18 protein-coding genes are annotated in these 22860 nt (G+C 67.9%); 12 read left to right on the top strand and 6 right to left on the bottom strand.

The genetic code is table 11. The features are described from left to right. Positions 1–85: 85 nt before the first annotated feature. The gene (locus tag D187_RS42185; RefSeq protein ID WP_081714071.1) at positions 86–1345 is read left to right on the top strand and encodes a phosphatidylserine decarboxylase family protein; all 1260 of its coding nucleotides are present in this window, start codon (positions 86–88) and stop codon (positions 1343–1345) included. 19 nt (positions 1346–1364) lie between these two features. Here the strand turns inward: D187_RS42185 and D187_RS42190 are convergent, their stop codons facing one another. Beyond that, positions 1365–2147: a hypothetical protein gene (locus tag D187_RS42190; RefSeq protein WP_002620636.1), complete on the bottom strand. Its 783-nt coding sequence runs from the start codon at positions 2145–2147 to the stop codon at positions 1365–1367. 116 nt (positions 2148–2263) lie between these two features. Then, positions 2264–3697: an amidase gene (locus tag D187_RS42195; RefSeq protein WP_002620637.1), complete on the bottom strand. Its 1434-nt coding sequence runs from the start codon at positions 3695–3697 to the stop codon at positions 2264–2266. A gap of 310 nt (positions 3698–4007) precedes the next feature. On the opposite strand from D187_RS42195, the gene D187_RS42200 reads away from it, so the two are divergent. Then, positions 4008–4529: a GNAT family N-acetyltransferase gene (locus D187_RS42200; protein ID WP_002620639.1), complete on the top strand. Its 522-nt coding sequence runs from the start codon at positions 4008–4010 to the stop codon at positions 4527–4529. Between the two features lie 139 nt (positions 4530–4668). Here D187_RS42200 and D187_RS42205 read toward each other — a convergent pair whose 3' ends face one another. Next, entirely contained in the window at positions 4669–5160 is a 492-nt protein-coding gene (locus D187_RS42205; protein WP_002620640.1) for a hemerythrin domain-containing protein, read from the bottom strand. Positions 5161–5432: 272 nt separating this feature from the next. On the opposite strand from D187_RS42205, the gene D187_RS42210 reads away from it, so the two are divergent. Then, positions 5433–5810 carry a hypothetical protein gene (locus D187_RS42210; RefSeq protein WP_002620641.1) on the top strand — a complete coding sequence of 126 codons (378 nt, stop codon included), beginning with the start codon at positions 5433–5435 and terminating at the stop codon, positions 5808–5810. Positions 5811–5833: 23 nt separating this feature from the next. Further along, entirely contained in the window at positions 5834–6340 is a 507-nt protein-coding gene (locus D187_RS42215) for a MarR family winged helix-turn-helix transcriptional regulator (RefSeq protein ID WP_002620642.1), read from the top strand. A 24-nt stretch (positions 6341–6364) separates the two neighbouring features. Here D187_RS42215 and D187_RS42220 read toward each other — a convergent pair whose 3' ends face one another. Further along, positions 6365–7018 (bottom strand): glutathione S-transferase family protein, encoded by a 654-nt coding sequence (locus D187_RS42220; RefSeq protein WP_002620643.1) that lies wholly within the window; start codon positions 7016–7018, stop codon positions 6365–6367. Between the two features lie 103 nt (positions 7019–7121). Between D187_RS42220 and D187_RS42225 the strand changes: the two genes are divergently transcribed. The 3 genes from D187_RS42225 to D187_RS56585 all read left to right on the top strand — a co-directional run bounded on the left by D187_RS42225 (position 7122) and on the right by D187_RS56585 (position 10372). Next, positions 7122–7649: a winged helix-turn-helix transcriptional regulator gene (locus D187_RS42225; RefSeq protein ID WP_020918657.1), complete on the top strand. Its 528-nt coding sequence runs from the start codon at positions 7122–7124 to the stop codon at positions 7647–7649. Between the two features lie 378 nt (positions 7650–8027). Beyond that, positions 8028–9263, top strand: a complete 1236-nt coding sequence (zigA, locus tag D187_RS42230; RefSeq protein ID WP_043434258.1) for a zinc metallochaperone GTPase ZigA — start codon at positions 8028–8030, stop codon at positions 9261–9263. Positions 9264–9829: 566 nt separating this feature from the next. Next, positions 9830–10372 (top strand): poly(ADP-ribose) polymerase family protein, encoded by a 543-nt coding sequence (locus D187_RS56585; RefSeq protein ID WP_002620646.1) that lies wholly within the window; start codon positions 9830–9832, stop codon positions 10370–10372. Positions 10373–10463: 91 nt separating this feature from the next. Here the strand turns inward: D187_RS56585 and D187_RS42240 are convergent, their stop codons facing one another. Next, positions 10464–10829 (bottom strand): Hpt domain-containing protein, encoded by a 366-nt coding sequence (locus D187_RS42240; protein ID WP_002620647.1) that lies wholly within the window; start codon positions 10827–10829, stop codon positions 10464–10466. A gap of 9 nt (positions 10830–10838) precedes the next feature. Next, a complete protein-coding gene (locus D187_RS42245; RefSeq protein ID WP_002620649.1) occupies positions 10839–11870 on the bottom strand; it encodes a DNA topoisomerase IB in 1032 nt (343 codons plus the stop codon). Between the two features lie 192 nt (positions 11871–12062). Between D187_RS42245 and D187_RS42250 the strand changes: the two genes are divergently transcribed. The 5 genes from D187_RS42250 (at position 12063) to D187_RS42270 (ending at position 22860) form a co-directional block, all read left to right on the top strand. Continuing rightward, positions 12063–12803, top strand: a complete 741-nt coding sequence (locus tag D187_RS42250; RefSeq protein ID WP_002620651.1) for a hypothetical protein — start codon at positions 12063–12065, stop codon at positions 12801–12803. Between the two features lie 116 nt (positions 12804–12919). Further along, positions 12920–15124 (top strand): flotillin family protein, encoded by a 2205-nt coding sequence (locus tag D187_RS42255; protein ID WP_002620653.1) that lies wholly within the window; start codon positions 12920–12922, stop codon positions 15122–15124. A gap of 112 nt (positions 15125–15236) precedes the next feature. Further along, positions 15237–20696, top strand: a complete 5460-nt coding sequence (locus D187_RS42260) for a DNA repair ATPase (RefSeq protein ID WP_002620655.1) — start codon at positions 15237–15239, stop codon at positions 20694–20696. Between the two features lie 184 nt (positions 20697–20880). After that, a complete protein-coding gene (locus D187_RS42265) occupies positions 20881–21642 on the top strand; it encodes a YoaK family protein (RefSeq protein ID WP_002620657.1) in 762 nt (253 codons plus the stop codon). Between the two features lie 72 nt (positions 21643–21714). Further along, positions 21715–22860 (top strand): fatty acid desaturase family protein, encoded by a 1146-nt coding sequence (locus D187_RS42270; RefSeq protein ID WP_002620659.1) that lies wholly within the window; start codon positions 21715–21717, stop codon positions 22858–22860.

Here is a 22860-nt window from a genome sequence, read left to right on the forward strand (position 1 = left end):
GGGTGTATTTTCTCTCCGCGTGAAGCGTGACACAGTGCTAAAACAGACACCCATCCCCATCTCTTCTCATCAAAGGTGCTTTTCCATGAAACGAGTCTCTTACTTCGAACTCCTCTCCAAGGTATCACCCGCCCAGTCGGCGTTGAGAGCCGTGGAGTCAAACCGGCTATTCGCGGAGCGCCCGCGCAAGCGTTACGAAGGGCTCGCTCCCTCCGTGCAGGCGCTGGCCAATTACGTGAAACGCCCGGAGAACGAGTTCCTCCGCATCTACATCGGGAGCATGCTGGACGAGGCCAACCAGAAGAACCCGATCAACATCAAGACGCCGGCGGATTTCTTCCAACAGCTCGACAACGCGCTCAACAGCCTTCCGCGGTACGATTCGAACTTCATGGCCGCACTGCCGTTCTACACGGTCCTGCAGCCCTTCATGGAGAACAGCTACGGCTGGGCCTTCTTCACCAACGAGGCGGTCCGGCCCTATTTCGCCGAGATCCTGAAGGCGTATCACACCAACCTGGAGACGCCCGCCTCTCTCGCCTACCTGAACGACTCCTACGGGAACTGGCTCAGCGCGGAAGCCAGCCAGTACCTGAGCCTGAACGAGTACGTCTACGACCCCGCCCAGCCGCACGGCGGATTCAAGTCCTGGAACGAGTTCTTCATTCGCCAATTCAAGGACTTCGACGCCAGCCGCCCCCTGGCGCCCGATCCCTCGGGGAAGGTGGTGATCAGCCCCGTGGACGGGCAGGTCTGGATGATCTCCAAGCAGGTGCAGCGCGAGGCCGCATTCGAGATCAAGGGCGAGCAGTACTACCTCGCGGACCTTCTCGCCGAGGACGCCAACAGCCCCCTGCTGCAGTCCTTCGTCGACGGGTTGGCGGTGCAAATCGTCCTGATGCCCTTCAACTACCATCGGTGGCACTCGCCCGTGACGGGCAAGATCAGCAAGGTGCGGACGGTCCCGGGATACTTCTTCGCGCAGCCGGCCCCGAACCAGGATTACGCGGCATCGTTCCCCTTCCTGAGCCACGTCAACACCCGGACGATCGTCTACATCGAGCCCGAAAATCCGGCCATCGGGAAGATCGCCATGATCTTCGTGGGGCTGACGGAGGTGTCCTCGTGCCTGGCGACGGTCCAGGAAGGTGACTCGGTGCAGCGAGGAGAGGAGATCGGCCACTTCGCGTTCGGCGGGTCGACCTGCTGCATGCTGTTCGACCGGTCGAAGATCGCTTCTCTCTACATCACGGACAACCCCACGTTGAGCGACGGCGCCAGCGGGTCGGGTGAGAAGCTGGCGAACGTGGTGCAGGTGAGGCAGGGCATCGCGCTCGCGCGGTAGCAAGGTGTCTAGCAAGGTGTCAGACGACTCGTAGGGGAGGCGGCGCCGAAACGGGTTCTTTGACACCTTCCGCGCCGGCGCTGGGGGCCCGCGGTGGAAAGGAGCGGCGCTCCTCGAGCACCTGGCGCTGGCGTTCCCGACATTCCAGCGCCCAGGGCGAGGGCTCGGTGAGAGAGATGAGAACGATCTCCTCCCCGGGCTCGCCCGGGTGCGCCACCTTGGGAAGCGGCTGACCACGATAGAGCAGGGGCACATAGCCCATGCGCTCCCAGAAGCGCATCGTTTTGGGCTCCATGCCGACGCCAACCGCGGTGGCGGGGGCTGCTCGCAGGACATCGTCCGCGATGAGCGCGGCCACCAGCTCACTCAACTGGGCGAAGAGCTTGCGGTTGCGGCGGTACTCCTTGCGCACTCCCCAGCTCCCCCCGTAGAGGAGGTTACGGCCCGAGCGGCGGTGCTGGAGGATGAGTTCGGAAAGCGCCTCCAGGTGCTCCGGGCTCCGGCCCCCGAAGATGCGCGGCGCGGGCAGCTCGAGCCCATAGGCATCGCACGTGGCGAGCGCGACCTGCTTGAAGGCCGCCACCGGCTCTCGCCCCGACTCCGTATGGACATAGAAGAGATGATGGCGGGCAACGAAGTCGCTCGCGTCGAAAGGCATGTAGCGTTCGCCGAAGTCCGCCCCATAAGCAGCGGCGCGGACTCGCTGCATGTCCATGAAGGCCTCCCGGGCCGCCGGATCCTCCAGGAGAAGGAACGGAACCTCCAGGGTGACGAGTTCGACCTTCTCGAGGACGTAACGCATGCGTCGCTCCTGCCACCGTACCGGGCTGGGAGATGCCGGTCCGCTCACGCGTGTGGCGGCTCCGGCTTTTAACGTGGTCCGAAGCGATCGACCAAGCAGGTGCGGAGGAGTCGTGATTACGCGGCGGCGTGGATCAACGGCCGGCGACTGGCCCACGGGCGGGCGCGTTCGAGCTGCGCCGCCAGACGGAACAGCGTGGCCTCATCACCCCAACGGCCAGCGAACTGGACTCCGATCGGCAGGCCCGCGCTCCAGTACAGCGGCACCGACATGGCCGGCTGGCCGGTGGCGTTGAACAGCGCGGTGAACGGGCACGCCGTGAAGATCCGCTTCACCCACTCCTCGGCCGTCATCCGGGCGTTGGCGTCCATCACGCCCAGCTTGAAGGGGGGCACGGCCACCGTCGGGGTCAGCAGCACGTCATGGCGGGTGAAGAAGCGACCCACCGAGCGCGAGATCTGGTTCAACTCCAGGAGCGCGCGTTGCAGCTCCGTCGCCTTCAGGGCCCGGCCGTGCCGCGCCGTCGCCCAGACGGTCGCCTCCAGGGTCTCCTCCGGCGAGCGTCCCGTCGCGGCGGCCAGCCCCTCCACCCAGACCGCGAGGTTGGAGCTCCAGATCGCCACATTGGCCTCGTCGAGCTTCGCGGGATCGTACTGGGGCGAGGCCTCGACGACCTCGTGCCCCAGCTCCAGGCAGAGCATCGCCGCGTTCTCCACCGCGGCGATGCACTCGGGGCTGACGGGCACGCCGGCCGCGAGCGTCCGGGAGAAGGCGATGCGGAGGGTGCCCGGTGGGCGCTCCAGCTCCGAAAGATAGGGCCGCTCGGGGGCCTGGATCTGGTACGGCTCGCCCACATCCGGGCCCAGCGTGGCGTCCAGCATGGCCGCGCTGTCGCGCACCGAGCGGGAGACGACGTGCTCGATTCCGAGCCCGTTCAACCCGTCCGCCGCGTCGGGTCCGATAGGGGTGCGGCCCCGCGTCGGCTTGAGGCCGAACAAGCCGCAGAACGAGGCCGGGATGCGGATGGAGCCGCCGCCATCATTGGCGTGCGCGAGCGGGACGATGCCCGCCAGGACGGCCGCCGCCGCGCCCCCGCTCGAACCACCCACGCTGTGCTCCGGATTCCACGGGTTGCGGGTGGGCCCCCGGAGGAGCGGCTCGGTGGTGACGTTGAAGGCCATCTCGGGCGTGTTGGTCCTCCCAATGGGGACGAGGCCCGCCTCGCGGTAGCGGGCCATCAGCTCGGAGTCGTGCGGCATGACCGCGCCCACGGCCAGCCGGCTCCCCAGCTCGCAGGGGATGTTGGCCGCGTGGAGGACGGCATCCTTGATGAGGAAGGGCACCCCGGTGAAGGGACCTTCCGGCACGCCTTGCTCCAGCGTGGCCCGAGCCTCCTCTTCCAGTGTACCGATGACGGCGTTGATTCTCGGGTTCACGCGCTCGATGGCCGCGAGTGCTGTCCGGACGAGTTCACCGGGTGTGACTTCCTTGCGGCGCACGAGTTGCGCCAGTCCCAGTCCGTCGTACTCCGTGTATTCGTTCAGATGCATGGGCGGAAGCTTCCTTCATTCGCGAGTGAGCGACCTTCGGTGGGGAGTATCTCGGCCTCCTCGGGAATCCGAGCGGTGGGGCCCCCTCGCGGCACGTGCGCGGGCCGAGGCGTTGGACGCATTACATTGGTACCCAGTCGACCTCCAGCACAGGGTCGGAGAGCTGGACTGCGAGGTCATCGAGGGTCCTCGCGGGTGGGCGGGGAAGGCCAGGGCCGCGCTGCTGCCGCGCGGCGAGGAAGTGGTTGCGGAGGAGCGGGCCGCGAAGGAAAGCGGCGCTGACCTCCCCGCGCATGATAGAGGCCGCCGCATGGATCTGCTGAAGCGAGTGGTCATTCGCGAGGCCCGGCTCGAGGACGACGCGGTCGTGGGCGAGCTGTTGGTGGAGGCCTTCCTCAACCAGTACGCGAAGAAGCTACCGGAGGTGGTCTACACGGAGGAGCGCAAGCGCGCGCTCCGGGACGTGGCGGGCAAGCGAGCGGTGGCGAAGGTGCTGGTGGCCGAAGTGGATGGCCGGGTGGTGGGTACGGTGGCGCTGTGGCCACCGGGGGCACCAGGGTCGGAGGCATGGCTGCCGGACGCGGCGGACCTGCGGCACCTGGCCACCAGCGTGGAATTCCACGGCCAGGGTCTGTCGACTCCCCTGCTGGAAGAGGCCGAGCGCGTGGCCCGCGAGGACTGGCGCGTCTCAGCCATCTGCCTGCACGTGCGCCGGGGCGCGCAGGGCGTGGCGCGCATGTACCAGCGCCGCGGATTCATCCGCGAGCCGTCAGCCGATCTGGACACGCCCTCCGTGTTCCTCGAGGCCTTCATCCTGCGCTTCGCGCGATGAACTCCTCGCGCGCGTCACCGAGGGTGCGCGGCCGGCCCGTGGCCGCCAGGACAGGGGGGGCGGGTGCTGTCACGATTCATGTCGTCCACCGGGGCCGACTCCAGGAGAGTGGCCCCGGTGTGACGACGGACCCGCAGTCTCAGGTCAGCGGAGCCGCCTCGTCGATCTCGCGGGGGACCTGCATGCGCGGCTCGGTCTGGATGAGCTCGGAGAACATGACCTCGAGCTGCTCGCCCATGACGCTCAGCTCCTCCTTGGTCAGCAGCTTCTTCACGCTCTTGAAGAGCTCCTTCTCCTCTTCCTCGACGTGATGCTCGACCAGATCCTTGAGCACCTTCACCTTCGCCTTGAACTGCGCGTCGGAAGGCTCCATGTCGAGCAGATCCGCGATGACGCGCTTGACCGACAGATGCTCCTCCACCGCCTCCTGGAGCTGGTCCGCCGTGGGTCCCACGTAGACGTTGGGATAGAAGAGCTTCTCCTCGATGATGGCGTGCGCCGCGAGGTTGTCCGCGATGCGCACGAACAGCTCCCTCAGCAACTCCTCCTTGCCCTCACCGGCCTTCTCGAACTTCTCGAACAGTTCCTCGACCTCCCGGTGCTGCTGCGTCAACAGTTCGATGGCGTCCATGGCTCGTTCCCGTCCTGTGTGAGTCGCGTGAAGCATTCCTGGAGCCCAATCTCGGCACGGCTCCCGGGGACGCCAACTGTGAGGTTCCTTCTCCGCCGTGCGCCCGGGGAACCTGACTCCGCGAGTCCACTCCGCCCAGGGACTTCCCTGGTGAGGCCCGAGGTTGCTGGAAGCAGGCCTGCTCACCGGCATGGCGGACACTGCTGTGGCATTCGGGGTGGACATGCGAGAGAGCATGGACGGGTGCCGCTGGCTGCGCTTCACTGCGGCCGATGACTCCTCACCAAGCAGAGAAGGCCCTGGCGGACGCGGAAGTGGTGCCGTGCGCGGAGATGCAGCTCGCGGACGCCCGGAAGCTGGTGGATGCCTGCCTGGCCGAGGGCGTGCCGGCCCTTGTCCACCGCGAGGCGTGTGGCAAGCCGAGTTGTTCCCCGAAGTTCCAGGTGCTCGTGCGCCCCGAGGACGTGTCCCGGGTCGCCGGCCTGCTCCAGCAACGATGGATGGACAGCCTCCAGCGAGAGGGGCTGCTTCCCGAGAGCCAGTCCCCCCGGGAGATACCGGAGGACGGCGAGCCGCCGTGCCCCGCGTGCGGCACGGCCGCCCCGCTGGTCCAGGGCGCGTGCAGCGACTGCGGACTTCAGCTCGAGTGAGCCGTCACCAGAGAGGAACCCAGATGCCGTACTACAACGAGAAGAACTACAGCATCGAGCGGAGCGTCGGCTATCTGCTCAACGAACTGGCCAAGCTCATCAACGATGACCTGGACGCGCGTCTCAAGGATGCGCTCTCGGTGAGCTTCGCGCAGTGGCGTGTGCTCGTGGCGATTCTGCAGTGCGACACCGAGCCCGAGCCCGCGTCCGCGTCCATCCTCTGTTCCAAGATCGACTATGACTCCGGTGCGATGACGCGTCTGCTCGACAAGCTGGAGGCACTCGGATTCGTCACGAGGGAGCGCGACGTGTGGGACCGCAGGGCCTACACGCTCAAGCTGACGAAGAAAGGACGCCTCGTGGCGACGAAGGGCCTGGTGATCGCCCGCGACAACCTCAATCACTCGATGGCGGATCTGACGGACCAAGAAGCCGAGATGCTCCTCTCGCTTCTCGTCAAGGTGAGGCAGACGAACCTGTCATTGAAGGCGACGCGGCAACCCGCCCAGAAAGCGCCGAAGAGGGCATAGCTCCCGCGGCTCCGCCCGAGGCGCTCAGTCGCGATCCGGCGCGCCGAGCGGAAAGAAGGAACGATACGGCCGCGCTTCATCCACGGCGCGCGCGTATGACGGCCGCGCCAGCAGCCGCTGGCGATACGCCCGGACGTTGGCGAACCGCGCGTCGATCGCATGCGTCCAGTCCGCGTAGAACAGGGCGGGCGCGGCGGAGCAGTCCGCGAGGCTGAAGCGCGTGCCCGCCGCCCATTCGCGATTCGCCATCACTCCGTCGAGCCATGCATACGCCGCCTCGAGCATCGCCCGCGCCTCCGCCACCCCGTAAGGGTCGCGATCCGCCTCGGGCCGGATCTGGTTGAAGACGATCCTCCCCTGCGGCGTCGACACGTAGTTGTCGAAGAAGCGGTCCATCGTCCGCACGTGCAGGGCCTCGCGCGCGTCCTCGGGAATCAACCGGACCGGTCCCGGGTGGTGCAACTGCAGGTGCTCGATGATGATGCTCGACTCCACCACCGTGTGGCCCTCGTCCACCAGCACGGGGAAGCGCTTGAGCGGCCAGCGCGCCGAGAGCTCGGCCATCACCTCGGGGTTGTCGACCCTGAGCAGCTCGAAGGGCAGGGCGTTCTCGTAGAGCGCGATCAACACCTTCTGGCAGTACGACGAGAACGGGTGCGCGTAGAGCTTCAGGGTCATCGCGGGCTCCTCGGACAGGGCGGGCAGACTGCTTGCATTTCGCAACCGGTTGCGTTGTAGCCAGTCCGCTCCTATTTTGCAAGCAGTCGCGGGAGTTCAATCGATGGAAGGCGCACCACGCTCGGGCTGTCCAATCAACCTGACACTGGAAATGCTCGGTGATCGCTGGAGCCTGATCGTCATTCGTGACGTCATGTTCGGCAATCGGCGCCACTATCGCGAGCTGCTGAACCAATCCGAGGAAGGCATCGCCTCCAACATCCTGGCGGACCGCCTCAAGCGCCTGCTCGAAGCCGGCCTGCTGTCCAAGCGTGACGATCCCACGCACCGGCAGAAATCGATCTACAGCCTCACCGAGCCCGCCATTCAGCTCGTCCCGCTGCTCGTGCAGATGGGCGCCTGGGGCGTCCGGCATACGCCCGTCTCCGAGGAGCTGTCGATCCGCGCTCGACTGCTGGAGCAGGGCGGCCCGGCCCTGTGGGAGGCCTTCATGGCGGAGCTCCGGGCGATGCATCTCGGCGCGCCCGTGCCCCAGCGCTCGGTCCTCACCGAACTCCAGGCCGCGTTCGAGGCGGTCCTCGCCCAGAAGGCGAGGCCCGCGCGTGCCCCGCGCAAGCGCTCCGCGCCTTGACCTGGCCGACGAACGGCCCGGTGACGGCGCCCGCGATGATGAGATGCTCGCGTCCGGTGGCTTTGACTGCCCCGGCGAGGTGCTCCGTCGCGCGGCTCCGGGCGCCAGCCCAATGAGGACTGTCTGTATTTGAAGGTCCGCCGGACCCTCGGCGGTCGGGCGCACGCTGCCTCCTGTCCGGGCCGTCACGGCTCCCGTGCTCCTGGCGGGCTCCGTCCCCCCCCCCAGAAAACGCAACTGAGTTGCAAGAGAAACGAGGTGGCGATAAGAAAGCGCCACCATGCCCACGGCAACCGGCACGACGACGCAGGACGAGCGTTTTCCCCAGGAGAAGCGGGAGAAGAAGAAGGACGACTTTCACTCCCGGGAGGGCAGGCCATGAGGGACGGACGCCTGCCCGTCACCGTGCTCTCGGGCTTCCTGGGCGCGGGGAAGACGACGCTGCTCAACCATGTCCTCAACAACCGGGAAGGCCGCCGGGTCGCCGTCATCGTCAATGACATGAGCGAGGTGAACATCGACGCCCGGCTGGTGAAGGGCGGGGCCTCGCTGTCGCGCGTGGACGAGAAGCTGGTGGAGATGAGCAACGGCTGCATCTGCTGCACGCTGCGCGAGGATCTGCTGGTGGAGGTGGGCCGGCTCGCGCGCGAGGGCCGCTTCGATCACCTGCTCATCGAGTCCACCGGCATCTCCGAGCCCATGCCGGTGGCGGAGACGTTCACCTTCGCGGACGAGCAGGGCCGCTGCCTGGGGGACGTGGCCCGGCTGGATACCCTGGTGACGGTGGTGGACGCCTTCAACTTCCTGAAGGACTGGGAAGACACCGAGGAGCTGCGGGCACGGGGGCTCGCCGCGGGCGAGGAGGACGAGCGCACGGTGGTGGACCTGCTGGTGGAGCAGGTGGAGTTCGCGGACGTGCTGGTGCTCAACAAGACGGACCGGGTGACGCCCGAGCAGGTGGGGGAGCTGGAGTCCATCCTCCGCCAGCTCAATCCGGGGGCGCGGCTCGTGCGTGCCAGCCAGGGCCGGGTCGCGCTATCCGACGTCCTGGAGACGGGGCTCTTCGACCTGGAGAAGGCCCAGCGCGCCCCCGGCTGGCTGCGGACGCTGCGCGGCGAGGCCGTGCCCGAGACCGAGGCATATGGAATCGAGAGCTTCGTCTTCCGCGCCCACCGTCCCTTCCACCCCGGGAGGCTGTGGGAGTTCATCCACGGGAGCTGGACGGGCCTGCTGCGCTCCAAGGGCTTCTTCTGGCTGGCCACGCGCATGGAGGTGACGGGCGTGTGGGCCCAGGCGGGTGGGGCCTGTTCCTTCGAGCCCGCGGGGCTGTGGTGGGACGCCGTGCCCCGGGAGGAGTGGCCCGAGGAGCCCGAGGTGCGCGCCGAACTCGAGCAGCACCTGCGGGAGCCCTGGGGCGACCGGCGCCAGGAGCTGGTCTTCATCACCCGCCAGGTGGACCAGATGCTGCTGCGCGGTGCTCTCGAGGAGTGCCTGCTCACCGACGACGAACTCGCCCTGGGCCCATCGGCCTGGAGCCAGTTCGAGGATCCCTTCCCGCCCTGGGTGATGGTGGGTGAGGGCGAGGATGAACCGTCCACCGACGAGGCGGCCTGAGTCTCAAGGTGTGAGAGAACCCGAGCCGCTGCCCGGGTTCTTGGTTTCACTAAATAGGAAAAATCAAATCCCATTGAAAACGTGGAAAGCTTCATTTACCGTATAGCCTCATCCACGTTGCCGCTGTGGGTCTTTGGCTCTTCCCGGAGTCTCGAAGACAGACTTGGAGTTCAACAGCCATGCCTAACGGAATTCCTCCCAGGAACTACAACGGGTACCCGGTTCACCACGCCCCTTCCGGCAGTCACCAGCATCAGGCCCAGCCTGCCCCATACGGCGGCCATCCCCAACAGGTCCAGTACGCGCAGCCGGTCCAGTACGCGCAGCCGGTCCAGTACGCGCAGCCCGCACCCCATGCGGCCCCGCCGCCCGCGGACGCGTACTCCCGCCATGGGTCTTCGAGCCCGAATCACTATGTGTCGGCCCCCAATGTCAGAGGTTCCCCGCCGACGCTCCAGGCCCGCGGGATCTATAGCCGTTCGCCCTCTCCTCGTCAGGCGCCGACGGGTGCCGACATCCTCGGGCAGGCGTACGACGGGAATTTCAAGAACTTCTCGGAGGACCAGTTGCGCGATGCGGATAAGCGGCTGCGCGACAATGGCTATGTCTTCGTTGGCTTCAAGGGCGCGCCCAAGCACAAGGCGATGGATGCCGTGAACAACGGGCTGCATGCCAGGATGGGCAAGGACTGGAGCGGGCTCTATGTCGCCGACAATCCGCAGGTCGCCGCGGGGTACACGGCGGATGATGAGACTGGCAGTGCGAAGGGCGGCCAGCTCGTGCGCGTGTACGTGCCGCGCCAGGATGCGAAGAACCTCGTGAACATGGAGACGCCGCTGAGCAAGGAAAGTACGGCGAAGAAGGAGTTCAAGGACACCTTCGGCTTCCGTATCGGCGAGGATCGTTCGTATGCGATTCGCGGCTACGAGAGAGAGGATCGAGAGTCGACGGAGACGATCCTGAGCGGCAAGGTCGCGGCGCGCGCCGTCGCCATCCCCTCGACCATCAAGGTGGACCAGCGCTTCGGTGGGGACATCACCGACTACCCCGGCGCCGAGGAGCGGCGCAGCACTCCCGCCAGCGGCACGGACTCCGCCTGGCGGAGATGAGGTGGGGTGGACGCGGCAACGCGTCCGCCAGGGTCCGTCATCCGCCGCGACCTGTCCGACGAACAACCGGACCGGCGGCGGGTGACGCCCTTCAGGGGGCGGACAGCTCGGCCATCACGAGCGGAGCGGCCTCCTCGAAGGCCCGTTGTACCGCGTCCAGCAGGGCGCCGGCCTCGTCCAGCCGCTGCTCCCGGGCGTGAGTCTCCAACGCCAGGCAGCAGTGCCGCAGCCGGGGCAGGGCGTACACGGCGCTGCTGCCCGCGAGCCCATGCGCCTCGCTCACCAGCACCGCCGTGTTGCCCGCGGCGAGCGCCTCGCGCATGCGCGTGAGCTGAGGCGGAATGCTCTCGAGGTAGCGTTGGAACATCCCCCGTAACATCTCACCCGCGTCTTCCTGTCCCAGCTCGCGCAAGCGCGAGATCTGCTCCACATCGAGCACCGAGGGAGTGTCGTCCATGGGCCCAGTCTACACGGCGGGCCGCTGGCAGCCCCCCAACATCTCCAGGAGCGCTTTTTCCGCCCCGTGCAGCCCGGGCTTGTCGTGCTGGGCCAGTTCCTCCACCGACTCGAAGTAGCGCTCCACCACGTGCCCCTTCTCGAACATCGCCAGCACCGAGGGGTAGATGTACGAGGCGCGGGCCACCGCCGGGGTATTGCCCAGGTGCTCGGAGGCCTCCTTCACCGCCGCCACCATGGACTTCTTCACTCCCCGTGCGCCCGCATCCCGGGCCACCCGTTCCTTGGCCCGCGCCAGCGCGCAGGCGCAGATGAGCGTGCCCGCCCAGGTGCGGAAGTCCTTCGCGCTGTAGCGCTCGCCCATCACCTCGCGGATGTACTCGTTGATGTGGCGTCGGCGTACGTCCACCACCAGGCCGTCGTCCAGCACGAACTTGAAGAGATCCCTCCCCGGCACCTTCATGCACTCGCGCACCACCCGCGCCACCTGGCGATCCTTCAGCTCGCGGTGCTGGTGCTGGCCGCTCTTGCCCGGGAAGTCGAAGATGACCGTGTCGCCCTTGAGCTTCACGTGCCGGGCGCGCAGCGTGGCCAGCCCGTAGCTGCGGTTCTCCTCGGCGTACTGCTGGCTGCCGGGCCGGATGAAGCACGTGCCCAATATCCGCAACAGGCACGCCATCACCCGATCCCGCCCCAGTCCCCGCTTGCGCAGGTCCTGTGACACGCGCCGCCGCAGCTTCGGCAGCGCCCGGGCGAAGTCCACGATGCGCTCGAACTTGCGCGCCTCCTGCCGCCGGGTGAAGGACTCGTGGTAGCGGTACTGCCACCGGCCCGCGCTGTCCTTGCCCATGGCCTGCAGCCGCGCCGTCCCCGAGGGGCTGATGAGCACGTCCGTCCACGCCGGAGGCAACTTCAGCGCCTCGATGCGCTCGACTTCCTTCGCGGGCACCCGCTTGCCGGCCGTCGTCCGGTAGTGGAACCCCCGCTGGGGCGTACCCACCCGGTGGATTCCCACCTGCTGCAATCGCTCGATGTGCGTCATGTCCGCGTCACGGCTCCCCGGTCACGTGCCGTGCACGCGGCCTCCTCTATGGCTGCGCAGCCGAGAGCGTCGCGTCAATGCATCCCTCTCTCCCTCGGGAGGCGGGCGGGCAGGCGGAAAATCGACCGGGGGGGTGTTCGTGGGCTCGATGTCCTGGAATAAACTCCCGCCACCTCTTTCTCGCTGGATGAGATGACCGACTTCCTGGCCGCCATCCTGGCCTTCCCCACCGTCCTGTTCACCATCCCCCTGGGCGTGGTGGTCGGCTACTGGCTGACCGTCATCGTGGGCGCCGTGGGCATCGACGTGTTGGACGGGCATATGGGCGGCGCCCTCGAGGGAGGCGCCAAGGGAGCGATCGAGGGCGGAGCCAAGGCGGCCCTGGAGGGACACGCCCATGGCTCCTTCCTGGATGTGCTCGGGTTCGGTGGGGTGCCGACCACGGTGTCGGTGAGCTTCGTCGTCTTCCTCTCCTGGCTGCTGTCGCTGGCCGTGGGCCGTCCGCTCCAGGCGCTGCTCGGCGCGCTTCCAGGGGCGCTCGTCACCGGGGGACTGGCCACGCTGTGCCTCGGGGTGGGGGCGGTGCTCGCGGGCCTCGCCGTGCGGCCCCTGCGTCCGCTCTTCGCCGTGCAGCAGGCCCCGCGCCGCGCGGATCTGATGGGCCGGGTGTGCGTCGTCGCCAGTGGCCGGGTGGATGGCCGCTTCGGTCACGCCACCGTTGAGGATGGCGGGGCCGGCCTCATCCTCAACATCGTGTGTGACAAGGCCAACGAGCTCAAGCGCGGGGAGAAGGCGCTCATCCTCGCCTACGACGCCATCCGGGACGCCTACGAGGTGGAGCCCGTGGACTGGCTGCTGCCCCAGGAAATCGAGCACCTGAAGGATCCGCTCACCGCCTCGGCCATGGCCCGGGACAAGGTCCGCACCCGCTAGTTCGCCTGTTTCTTTCTTCTTCTCTTTCTTCGTACCGCGCCGGAGTCGTTTCAGGGGGAACCGGCCGCGTCTTCCACAAGCACCCCCGGTCTACTTCGTTCGGGAAAAGCACCGACATGGAATTGCCAATCGTCGCCTCCGGAATCGCGGGAGGACTCTTCTTCCTCTTCTGCTCCGCGTTCGTCGTCTCCAGGTTCTACCGGCAGGTGGACCAGGGCCGCGCGCTCATCATCAACCCATTCAAGGGCGAGCCCGTCGTCACCTTCACCGGTTCCATCGTGTGGCCCATCATCAACCGGGCCGAGGTGATGGACATCTCCCTGAAGACGGTGGAGATCGACCGCCGGGGCAAGGAGGGCCTCATCTGCAAGGACAACATCCGCGCGGACATCAAGGTCACCTTCTTCGTCCGGGTGAACAAGACGCGCGAGGACGTGCTCAAGGTGGCCCAGTCCATCGGCTGCGCGCGCGCCAGTGACGAGAACACGCTCGAGCACCTCTTCGAGGCCAAGTTCTCCGAGGCCCTCAAGACGGTGGGCAAGAGCTTCGACTTCGAGGAGCTCTACACGCACCGTGACGCCATCAAGGATCAGGTCGTCCAGGTCATCGGCCGCGACTTGAGCGGCTACATGCTCGAGGACTGCGCCATCGACTTCCTCGAGCAGACGCCCGTGGACATGCTCGACAAGCACAACATCCTCGACGCCCAGGGCATCCGGAAGATCACCGAGCTCACCAGCGTGCAGAACGTGCACACCAACGAGTTCCGCCAGAGCGAGCGCATGGCCATCACCAAGCGCAACGTGGAGGCCGACGAGGCCATCTTCGCCCTGGAGCGCCAGCGCACCGAGGCCGCCGCCAAGCAGAAGCGCGAGATCGAGTCCATCCAGGCGCGCGAGACGGCCGAGGCCGAGCGCGTGAAGAGCGAGGAGTACGCCAAGCAGCAGCTCGCGCGCATCAAGGCCGAGGAAGAAGTCCAGATCAACGATCAGAACAAGATGCGCCAGGTCGAGGTGGCCCAGAAGAACCGCGAGCGCGTGGTGGGCGTGGAGGCCGAGCGCGTGGAGAAGGACCGCGCCCTGGAGGCCATCAACCGCGAGCGCGAGGTGGAGCTGTCGCGCATCGGCAAGGAGAAGCAGCTCGAGGGCGAGAAGAAGGCCATCGCCGACGTGGTGCGCGCGCGCATCGCCGTGGAGAAGACGGTCGCCGAGGAGGAGGAGCGCATCAAGGACCTGCGCGTGAAGGCCGAGGCCACGCGCAAGAAGGACGCGCTGCTCATCACCGCCGAGGCCCAGGCCCAGGAGAAGCTCGTCAAGGACATCAAGGCCGCCGAGGCCAGCAACGAGGTGTCCAAGTTCACCGCCAAGGAGAAGCTCACCCTGGCCGAGGCCGAGCTGCAGGCCTCCGACATGACGGCCAAGGCGAAGATGCGCCTGTCCGAGGGCATCCAGGCCGAGGAGGCCGCGCTGGGGCTCGCCGCCGCCCGGGTGAAGGAAGCCGACGCGCTCGCCCAGGAGAAGCAGGGCCTGGCCGCGGTGCGCGTGCAGGAGGCCGAGACCGCCGTCATCGAGAAGCAGGGTCTGGTGAAGGCGTCCGTCATCGAGAAGCAGGGCCTGGCCGAGGCGAACATCGCCCGCGAGAAGCTCATCGCCGAGGCGGCGGGTGAGAAGGAGAAGGGACTGGCGCGCGCGAGCATCGGCGAGGCCGAGGCCCATGCCATCCAGAAGCGCGGCGAGGCCGAGGCCATCGCCATCCGCGAGAAGCTGCTCGCCGAGGCGAAGTCCATCGAGGAGAAGCTGCTCGCCGAGGCGCGCGGTCTCGCCGAGAAGGCCGAGTCCATGAAGCTGCTCCAGGGCGCCACGCGCGAGCACGAGGAGTTCCGCCTGCGCCTGCAGAAGGAGCGCGACGTGGAGCTCGCCTCCATCCACGTGCGCAGGGACATCGCCGAGCACCAGGCCAAGGTGCTCGCCGAGACGATGGGCCACGCGAAGATCAACATCGTCGGTGGTGACGGTCAGTTCTTCGAGCGCTTCATCAAGGCCATCTCCGTGGGCCAGGCCGTGGACGGCGCGCTCGATCAGAGCGAGACGCTCAAGCAGGCCTTCGCCGGCTACCTCAACGGCCAGAAGGACCTGTCCGCCGACTTGAAGGACATCCTCTCCAAGCCGGGCCTCACCAGCGACGCGCAGAACCTGGCCATGGCCGCGCTGCTGCACCGCATGGCGCCCGCGCCCACCACCGCCGCCGCCTCCAACCTCAAGTCGCTCGTCGAGTCCGAGCCCGCCGCCCGGGCCTCCGCTCCCGAGCGGACCCAGGGCTGAGAGACAGGCCGGCCCTTTGCTCGCATGACCTGGCGCCGCGCCCCGGATGTTCCCGGGGCGCGGCGTCCGCGGTTCGACGCACCCTTCCTCCGCTTTTCCCGGTGAACTGACGATGGCAACACAAAGCCCCACCCCCGCTGGCGAGGCCACGCTGGAGGGCGGCAGCTACGAGGTCATCCGCGCGCGCCTGCTCACCCAGGCGGAGGCGCTTGGCACCCAGGCCTCGGCTCTCAACGAGCGGCGCAAGAAGCTCTTCGGTGGCACCGAGCTCACCGTCATCGGCAACGAGCGCGTGCGCACCGAGAACAACTGCGTGGCGCGCGACATCGTCGGCGTCGGCAAGTACCTGCTCTTCGGCTACAACGTCTTCATCGGCCTGAAGAAGGGCACGTCCGTGGCGGACGTCTTCTCGCTGCACAAGTTCGAGAAGACCGCCGAGGGCTTCGACTTCTCCGAGGTGCCCCCCACCGAGGCCGGCGGCTTCCTGGTGGATCCGCGCTTCGTCAAGGACTTCGGCGAACTCTACAAGTACTACAAGGACGCGCGGCTCATCCAACTGCGCCGCAACGAGTCGCGGCTCCTGGCCATCTTCCAGACGGGCCAGTCCGAGCGCGACATCAAGGTCTTCCGCTTCTCGCTCGACGTGGAGGGCAACGCCACCTACCTGGACAACCAGGGCGATCGCGACCACGTCTTCCCCGCGGCCCATGACTTCGAATGGACGGTGGCCACGCGGGACAACTACGTGTTCGGCCAGCACCCCCACGTCAACGTCCTGGATCAGGTGTTCGTGGAGACGGTGAAGGGCGATCTCACCATCAAGGTGGAGAACAACACCGCGGACGGGCAGGGCATCTACCGCGAGCCCGTGGACGATCCGGACCAGTCGCTGGACGACGCCGAGTTCGCCTACGCGAAGGTGGGCGGCCTCATCCTCCTGCGCGTGCTGCCCTTCCGCGAGCAGAAGCACCGCTACCTCGTCTTCAACACCCGCACGCAGCACGTGGTGCGCGTCGACGCCGTGGGCCAGGCATGTGTCCGCCTTCCCGAGGACCAGGGCATCATCTTCCCCGGCGGCTACTACCTCCAGACGGGCGACTACAAGGTCTTCGACGGCATTGGCGAGGGCCTGCGCTTCAAGCGCGCCATCCGCTCGCCCAACGGCGAGGACGTGCTCTACGCCTTCTTCCGTGGCGACGACGGCTCCTACGTGCTCTTTCCGTACAACCTCGTGCGCAAGGAGGTGCAGAACCCGTTGCAGTGCCACGGCTTCAGCCTCTTCGCGGACGGGCGCATGGTCGTCTTCCGCGCGACGACCAACGAGCCCACGCGCGTGCACCCCATGCAGGTGTGGCAGACGCCCTTCGTCTCCGCCGAGCACGCCGCGAAGACGCCACCCGCGCCCGGCTATCTCGGCAAGGTGGGCAACGCGGAGCTCGTGCGCGGCATCTCCGACGCGCTGACGCTCGTGCGGCTCGCCCGCTCGGACAAGCCCTCGCGCCGCACCTACGAGGACCTGGCCGCCGCCTCCTCGCGCATGCTCGATGCCTTCTACTGGCTCGGGCACGAGGAGACGCGGCTCAAGGAGGGGATTGAATCCCTGCGCCGCACCTCCGAGCTCATCATCGACGAGTTCGAGAAGGTGCTCGCCCTGCGCAAGCGCGCCGAGGACGCCATCGCCGAGGCCCTCACCGCCCAGGAGCAGATGCTCCTGCGCGTGCGCCCCGAGGAGCTGCAGAACGCCGAGGGCTTCATGATGGCGCTGTCGGACCTGCGCAAGCAGCGCGGCCACCTCATCACCCTCAAGGAGGTGCGCTACATCGACGTGGCCCGGCTGGAGACGCTGGAGCAGCAGGTCATCTCCGAGACGGACCGGGTCAGCGCCGACGCCGTGGGCTTCCTCCAGGGCGACGAGGCGCTGCGGCCCCTCGCCACCCGCCTGGATGATCTCCTGGCCCGGCTGGAGCCCGTGCGCACCACGCTGGAGCTGGCGCCACTCGGCGAGGACATCGAGCAGGTGGGCAAGGGACTGGAGGTGCTCAGCGAGACGGTGGGCGGACTCCAGGTGGGAGATCCGCTCGCGCGCGCGCGCATCCTGGAGGGCATCTCCGAGCTGTTCAGCCGCCTCAACCGCGTGCGCGCGGGCCTGGGCGCCCGGCGCAAGGAGCTGGTGGGCCGCGAGAAGAGGGCCGAGTTCGGCGCCCAGTTCAAGCTGCTCGGCCAGTCGGTGGAGAGCGCGCTGAGCGTGGCGGACTCGCCGGAGAAGTGCGACGAGGGCCTCTCGCGCCTCACCGTGCAACTGGAGGAGATGGAGGGGCGCTTCGGCGAGTTCGACGAGTTCCTCGGCCAGCTCACCCAGAAGCGCGAGGAGCTGCTGGAGGCCTTCGGGCAGAAGAAGCAGGCCCTGGTGGACGAGCGCCAGCGCCGCGCGCAGAACCTCTTCGGCGCCGCCGAGCGCATCCTCACCGGCGTCAACCGCCGGGCGAAGTCCTTCAAGGCCGAGGACGAGCTCAACACCTACTTCGCCTCGGACTCCATGGTGCTCAAGCTGCGGCAGCTCGCCCAGCAGCTCCTGGAGTTGCAGGACAGCGTGCGCGCGGACGAGGTGCTCAGCCGCGTGAAGACGGCGCGTCAGGACGCCCTGCGCGCGCTACGCGATCGCAACGACTTGTACGAGGAGGGCTCGGGCGCTCCCGTCATCAAGTTCGGCAAGCACCGCTTCAACGTCAACACCCAGACGTTGGACCTGACGCTGGTGCCGCGTGACGGCGCGCTCTACCTGCAACTGACGGGCACGGACTACGCCCAGAAGCTGGAGGACCCCGAGCTGGCGAAGTACCGCGAGCTGTGGGAGCAGCACCTCGTGTCCGAGACGCCCGAGGTGTACCGCGCCGAGTACCTCGCCGCGCAGGTGCTGCTGGACGCGGAGGAGGGCAGGGGAGGCGTGAGCCTCGCGGCGCTGCGGCAGGCGGCGCTGGAGCCGGGGGGGCTCCTGGAGAAGGTGCGCGCGTACTCGGCGGACAAGTACGACGAGGGCTACGAGCGGGGCATCCACGACGCGGACGCGGTGGCCATCCTCGAGAAGCTGCTGCCCATGCACACGGGCGCGGGGCTCTTGCGCTTCGCCCCCACGCCGCGCGCTTGGGCCGCCTTGTACTGGGCGCTGGGCGGGGAGAACGAGGAGAAGGCGCTCCTGCATCGCCGGGCGCGCAGCCTGCATCGCCTGCGCACGGCCTTCGGCGAGGGCGCGGAGTTGGTGGTGCTCGGTGACGAGGCCGGCGAGCGCATCGGCGCCTTCCTCACGGCGGTGGGCGTGACGCCCGGCCCCTCGGAGGCGCGGCTCGCCGGGCGCTACCTCGTGGAGGAGCTGGGCGGGGAGCGGCCCCGCTTCACTACCAGTGGCGAGGCGGTGGCCGTCAAGGACGCGTTGCTCTCGCACCTGGATCGCGCGGGCACGCGCTCGGCGTTCGAGGATGACCTGCGCGGGCTGGAGAAGAGCCTCCCCGAGCGGCTGCGCGTGGTGCGCGCCTGGGTGGACGCCTACCTCGCGCGGCGCGAGGGCGGACCGGGCGCGGCGGCTCATGTGGCGCTGGAGGCCGCGGTGTTGCTGCTCACCGAGCGCAAGCTGGACCGGGAGGTGGCCGGGGCCCTCACGTCCGCCGAGGTGACGGGGCTGCTGGGCCAGCACCCGCGCGTGCACGAGCGCAAGCTGGCGCTGCGGCTGGATGAGTTCCTCGCCCGCCTGAGCGCCTTCCGCCAGGTGCGCGTGCCCGCGTACCACGCCTACCGGGGGCTCCTGAGGGACCTGTTGGAGCGCGAGCGCCGCCGTCTGCGCCTGGACGAGTTCACCCCCAAGGTGCTCAGCTCCTTCGTGCGCAACCGGCTCATCGACGAGGTGTACCTGCCGCTCATCGGCGCCAACCTCGCCAAGCAGCTCGGCGCGGCGGGGGAGAACAAGCGCACGGATCGCATGGGCATGCTGCTGCTCATGTCGCCTCCGGGTTACGGCAAGACGACGCTGATGGAGTACGTGGCCAGCCGGCTCGGGCTCACCTTCGTGAAGGTGAATGGCCCGGCGCTCGGGCACTCGGTGAAGTCGTTGGATCCGGCCGAGGCCCCCAACGCCACGGCCCGCCAGGAGGTGGAGCGCATCAACCTGTCCTTCGAGATGGGCAACAACGTGATGCTCTACCTCGACGACATCCAGCACACGGACCCCGAGTTCCTGCAGAAGTTCATCTCCCTGTGCGACGGCCAGCGCCGCGTGGAGGGCGTGTGGAATGGCCAGACGCGCACCTACGATTTGCGCGGCAAGAAGTTCTGCGTGGTGATGGCGGGCAATCCCTACACGGAGACGGGGGATCGCTTCCGCATTCCGGACATGCTCGCCAACCGCGCGGACACCTACAACCTGGGTGACATCCTCGATGGCAAGCAGGAGCTGTTCGCGCTGAGCTACATCGAGAACGCGCTCACCTCCAACGCGGCCCTGGCGCCGCTCGCCACGCGCGAGCCCGCGGACATCCACAAGCTCATCCGCATGGCCCGGGGCGAGGACGTGCCCACGGGCGAGCTGTCCTATGGCTATGCCGCCGCGGAATTGCAGGAGATCGTCGCCATCTTCCAGCGGCTCTTCCGCGTCCAGGAGGTGATGCTCAAGGTGAACCTGCAGTACATCGCCTCGGCGGCGCAGGACGAGCGCTTCCGCACCGAGCCTCCCTTCAAGTTGCAGGGCTCCTACCGCAACATGGGCAAGGTCACCGAGAAGGTGGTGGCCGCCATGACGGACGAGGAGCTGGAGCGGCTGCTCGACGACCACTACCAGGGCGAGTCGCAGACGCTCACCACCGCGGCCGAGCAGAACCTGCTCAAGCTGCGCGAGCTGCGCGGGCGGCTGTCGCCGGAGCAGGCGGCGCGCTGGGAGGAGATCAAGCAGGGCTTCGCGCGCGTCAAGCGCATGGGCGGCAAGGAGGATGATCCCGTGGCGCGCGTGACGGGTCAGCTCGGCGCCATCGAGGAGCAGCTCGGCTCGGTGCGCGACGCGGTGGTGCGCGCGGCCGAGGGCGCCCGGGGCTCTCAGGGAGCCCACCCCGTGGCGGAGATGGCGCCGCGGCTGGAGGCCCTGCGCGAGGCGATGCTGGAGCTGGCGCGCAAGGAGTCTCCCGCGCCCGTGGTGCAGGTGCCCCCGGGGACGGATCTCACCCCTTATCTGCAACACCTGGCCAAGGTCCTCCGGGCGCTCGCCGAACGCTCGGTGGCGCCCGCGCCGGCGGTGGACCTGGGCCCGGTCATGGAACAGCTCACACTGGCGGTGAAGACGATGGCGGAGCGCCCGGTGCCCACCGCGGTGGTCTCCCCACCGGCACAGGCCCTGCATCGTGCGACGGTGACATCTCTGTCACCGGACTTGGGGCGGCAGCTGTCCCTGGTGGAGAATGCCCTGGCGCCCCTGGAACGCGTTGCCAAGCGGACATTGCAGAGCGGTGAGGAGAGCCTCAAGGCGATGCAGGTCTGGCAAGCCGTTACCGAGGCACTGGAATTGCTTCAGTCCCTCCAGCGCCCCATGAGCTGACGCGCCCCCGTGAGCAAACACTCCCATGGGACGGGTGGGAGTCTGGCATACTCACGAACAGTGAGCATTACTAGAATTGTTCGGAAACCTTGAAAGTTAATTGAACTTATGGGAATATTGACGCGTCCGGCCATTGTTGGCCGGGCCGCCCACTGTTTCCATCCCTCAGGTAACCGCCCGTTCTATGCCTTTCAGTGGAATCAAGTCTCGTGGACGTTTTGGTTATTTCACGCTGGCCTTGCTGCTGGCGGGGGTCGCTGGTGGAGTCAACGCCATCGGCTTCTTCGCCTTCGGGGTCCGCATCAGCCACATGACGGGTAACGTGTCCTGGTTCGGTGAATCGTTCGCCGCCGGACGGTTGGACAACGCGCTCGGCGCGGGTCAGCTCGTCATTGCCTTCATCCTGGGAGCCATCGCCTCGGAAGCGCTGCTGGAGACGTCGCGCCATCGCGCCCGAGGGCAGTACATTCCCGCGCTCGGCGTGGAGATCTTCACGCTCGGCTTCGTGGCCTTCTGGGGTCATCACCACCCGGAGACCCACGAGGAGCTGCTCACGCGCGGTCTGGCCTTCAGCATGGGCCTGCAGAACGCGCTCACCACGCGCGTGTCCGGCGCGGTGGTGCGTCCCACGCACCTGACCGGCGTGCTCACGGATCTGGGCATCCAGATCGTGCGCATGGCGGTGTGGGTGATGGACGGAGGCCGGAAGGAGGGGGCGCGTGGCTTCCTGGTGCGCCTGTTCGAGCTGCCCATCGCCCCTCAGTTCGAGCGGGCCCGGCTCCAGCTCGGCCTCGCCACTGCCTTCATCCTGGGAAGCTTCATCGGCTCGTTCCTGTTCCTCACCTTCGGCACCATCGTCCTGCTGCTGCCGTGCATGGGATTGTTGGCGGTGATCGCCATTGATCTCAGTATCATGACGACCCACTCGCCCGTGGCGAGTACCTGAGTCTCGCGCGGCCCGTTGCACTCGGACAGGGGCGCGTCGTCCCGCCCCCGTCCGAGTCCTCGAGGTTCGCGCATGTCGTCTCCCGCCGCTTCCGGCTTCGATCCCTCGTCCGTGGACGTCGAGGCCTTCCTGCGTGACGTGCGCGCGCTGCGCGCGGAGATCGACGCCAGCGTGGGTGAGGAGGATCTCACCCACCTGCGGCGCATCGAGCGCTGGGGCCGGACGGCCACGGCGGTGGGGCTGGCCACGTGCTGGCTCGCGCCCAATCCCCTGAGCGCGGTGGCGCTGAGCCTCGGCCGCTCCACGCGCTGGCTGCTCATGCACCACGTGGGCCACCGCGGCTATGACCGCGTGCCGGGTGCACCCGAGGAGCGCACCAGCAAGGGTTTCGCCAAGGGCGCGCGCCGCTTCGTCGACTGGTTCGACTGGATGCTGCCCGAGGCCTGGGTCTTCGAGCACAACGTGCTCCACCACTCGCACACCGGCGAGGACGCGGATCCGGATCTGCTCGAGCGCAACGCCGAGGGCTCCCTGCGCCGGGGGGACATCCCACTCGCGCTGCGCTACACGCAGCTCGCGCTGCTCGCCATCACCTGGCGGGCGAGCTACTACGCCCCGGAGACGCTCGCCTCGCTGCGGCGCAAGCGCCGGCCGGACGGTCCGCTCACGCGCGAGGAGTGGCTGGAGGTGCTGCGCTCGGGCTACGCGCCCTATGCCGCGTGGAACTTCGTCGTGCTGCCCGCGCTCTTCCTGCCCCTGGGGGCCTGGGCGGGCCTGAGCGCCCTGGGCAACTCGCTCATGGCCGAGGTGCTCACCAACCTGCACACCTTCCTCGTCGTGGGGCCCAACCACACCGGCGAGGATCTCTACCGCTTCGACTCGGCGCCGCAGGGGCGAGGCGAGCGCTACCTGCAGCAGGTGCTGGGCAGCGCCAACTACCGCACGGGGGGAGATCTCAACGACTACCTCCACCTGTGGCTCAACTACCAGATCGAGCACCACATCTTCCCGGATCTGTCGATGCTCCAGTACCAGCGGGTGCAGCCCAAGGTGCGCGCGCTGTGCGAGCGCCACGGCATCCCCTACGTGCAGGAGAGCGTCTGGACGCGGGCGCGCAAGATGGTGGACGTGGTGGTGGGCAAGAGCTCCATGCGGCGGCTGGCGGGCCTGGGCCGGAGCCAGGGTGGGGCGGAGGAACCGCTTCCCGACGTGGCGTGA

Origin of the sequence: Cystobacter fuscus DSM 2262, from assembly GCF_000335475.2 — a bacterium.
Classification (GTDB): Bacteria; Myxococcota; Myxococcia; order Myxococcales; family Myxococcaceae; genus Cystobacter; species Cystobacter fuscus.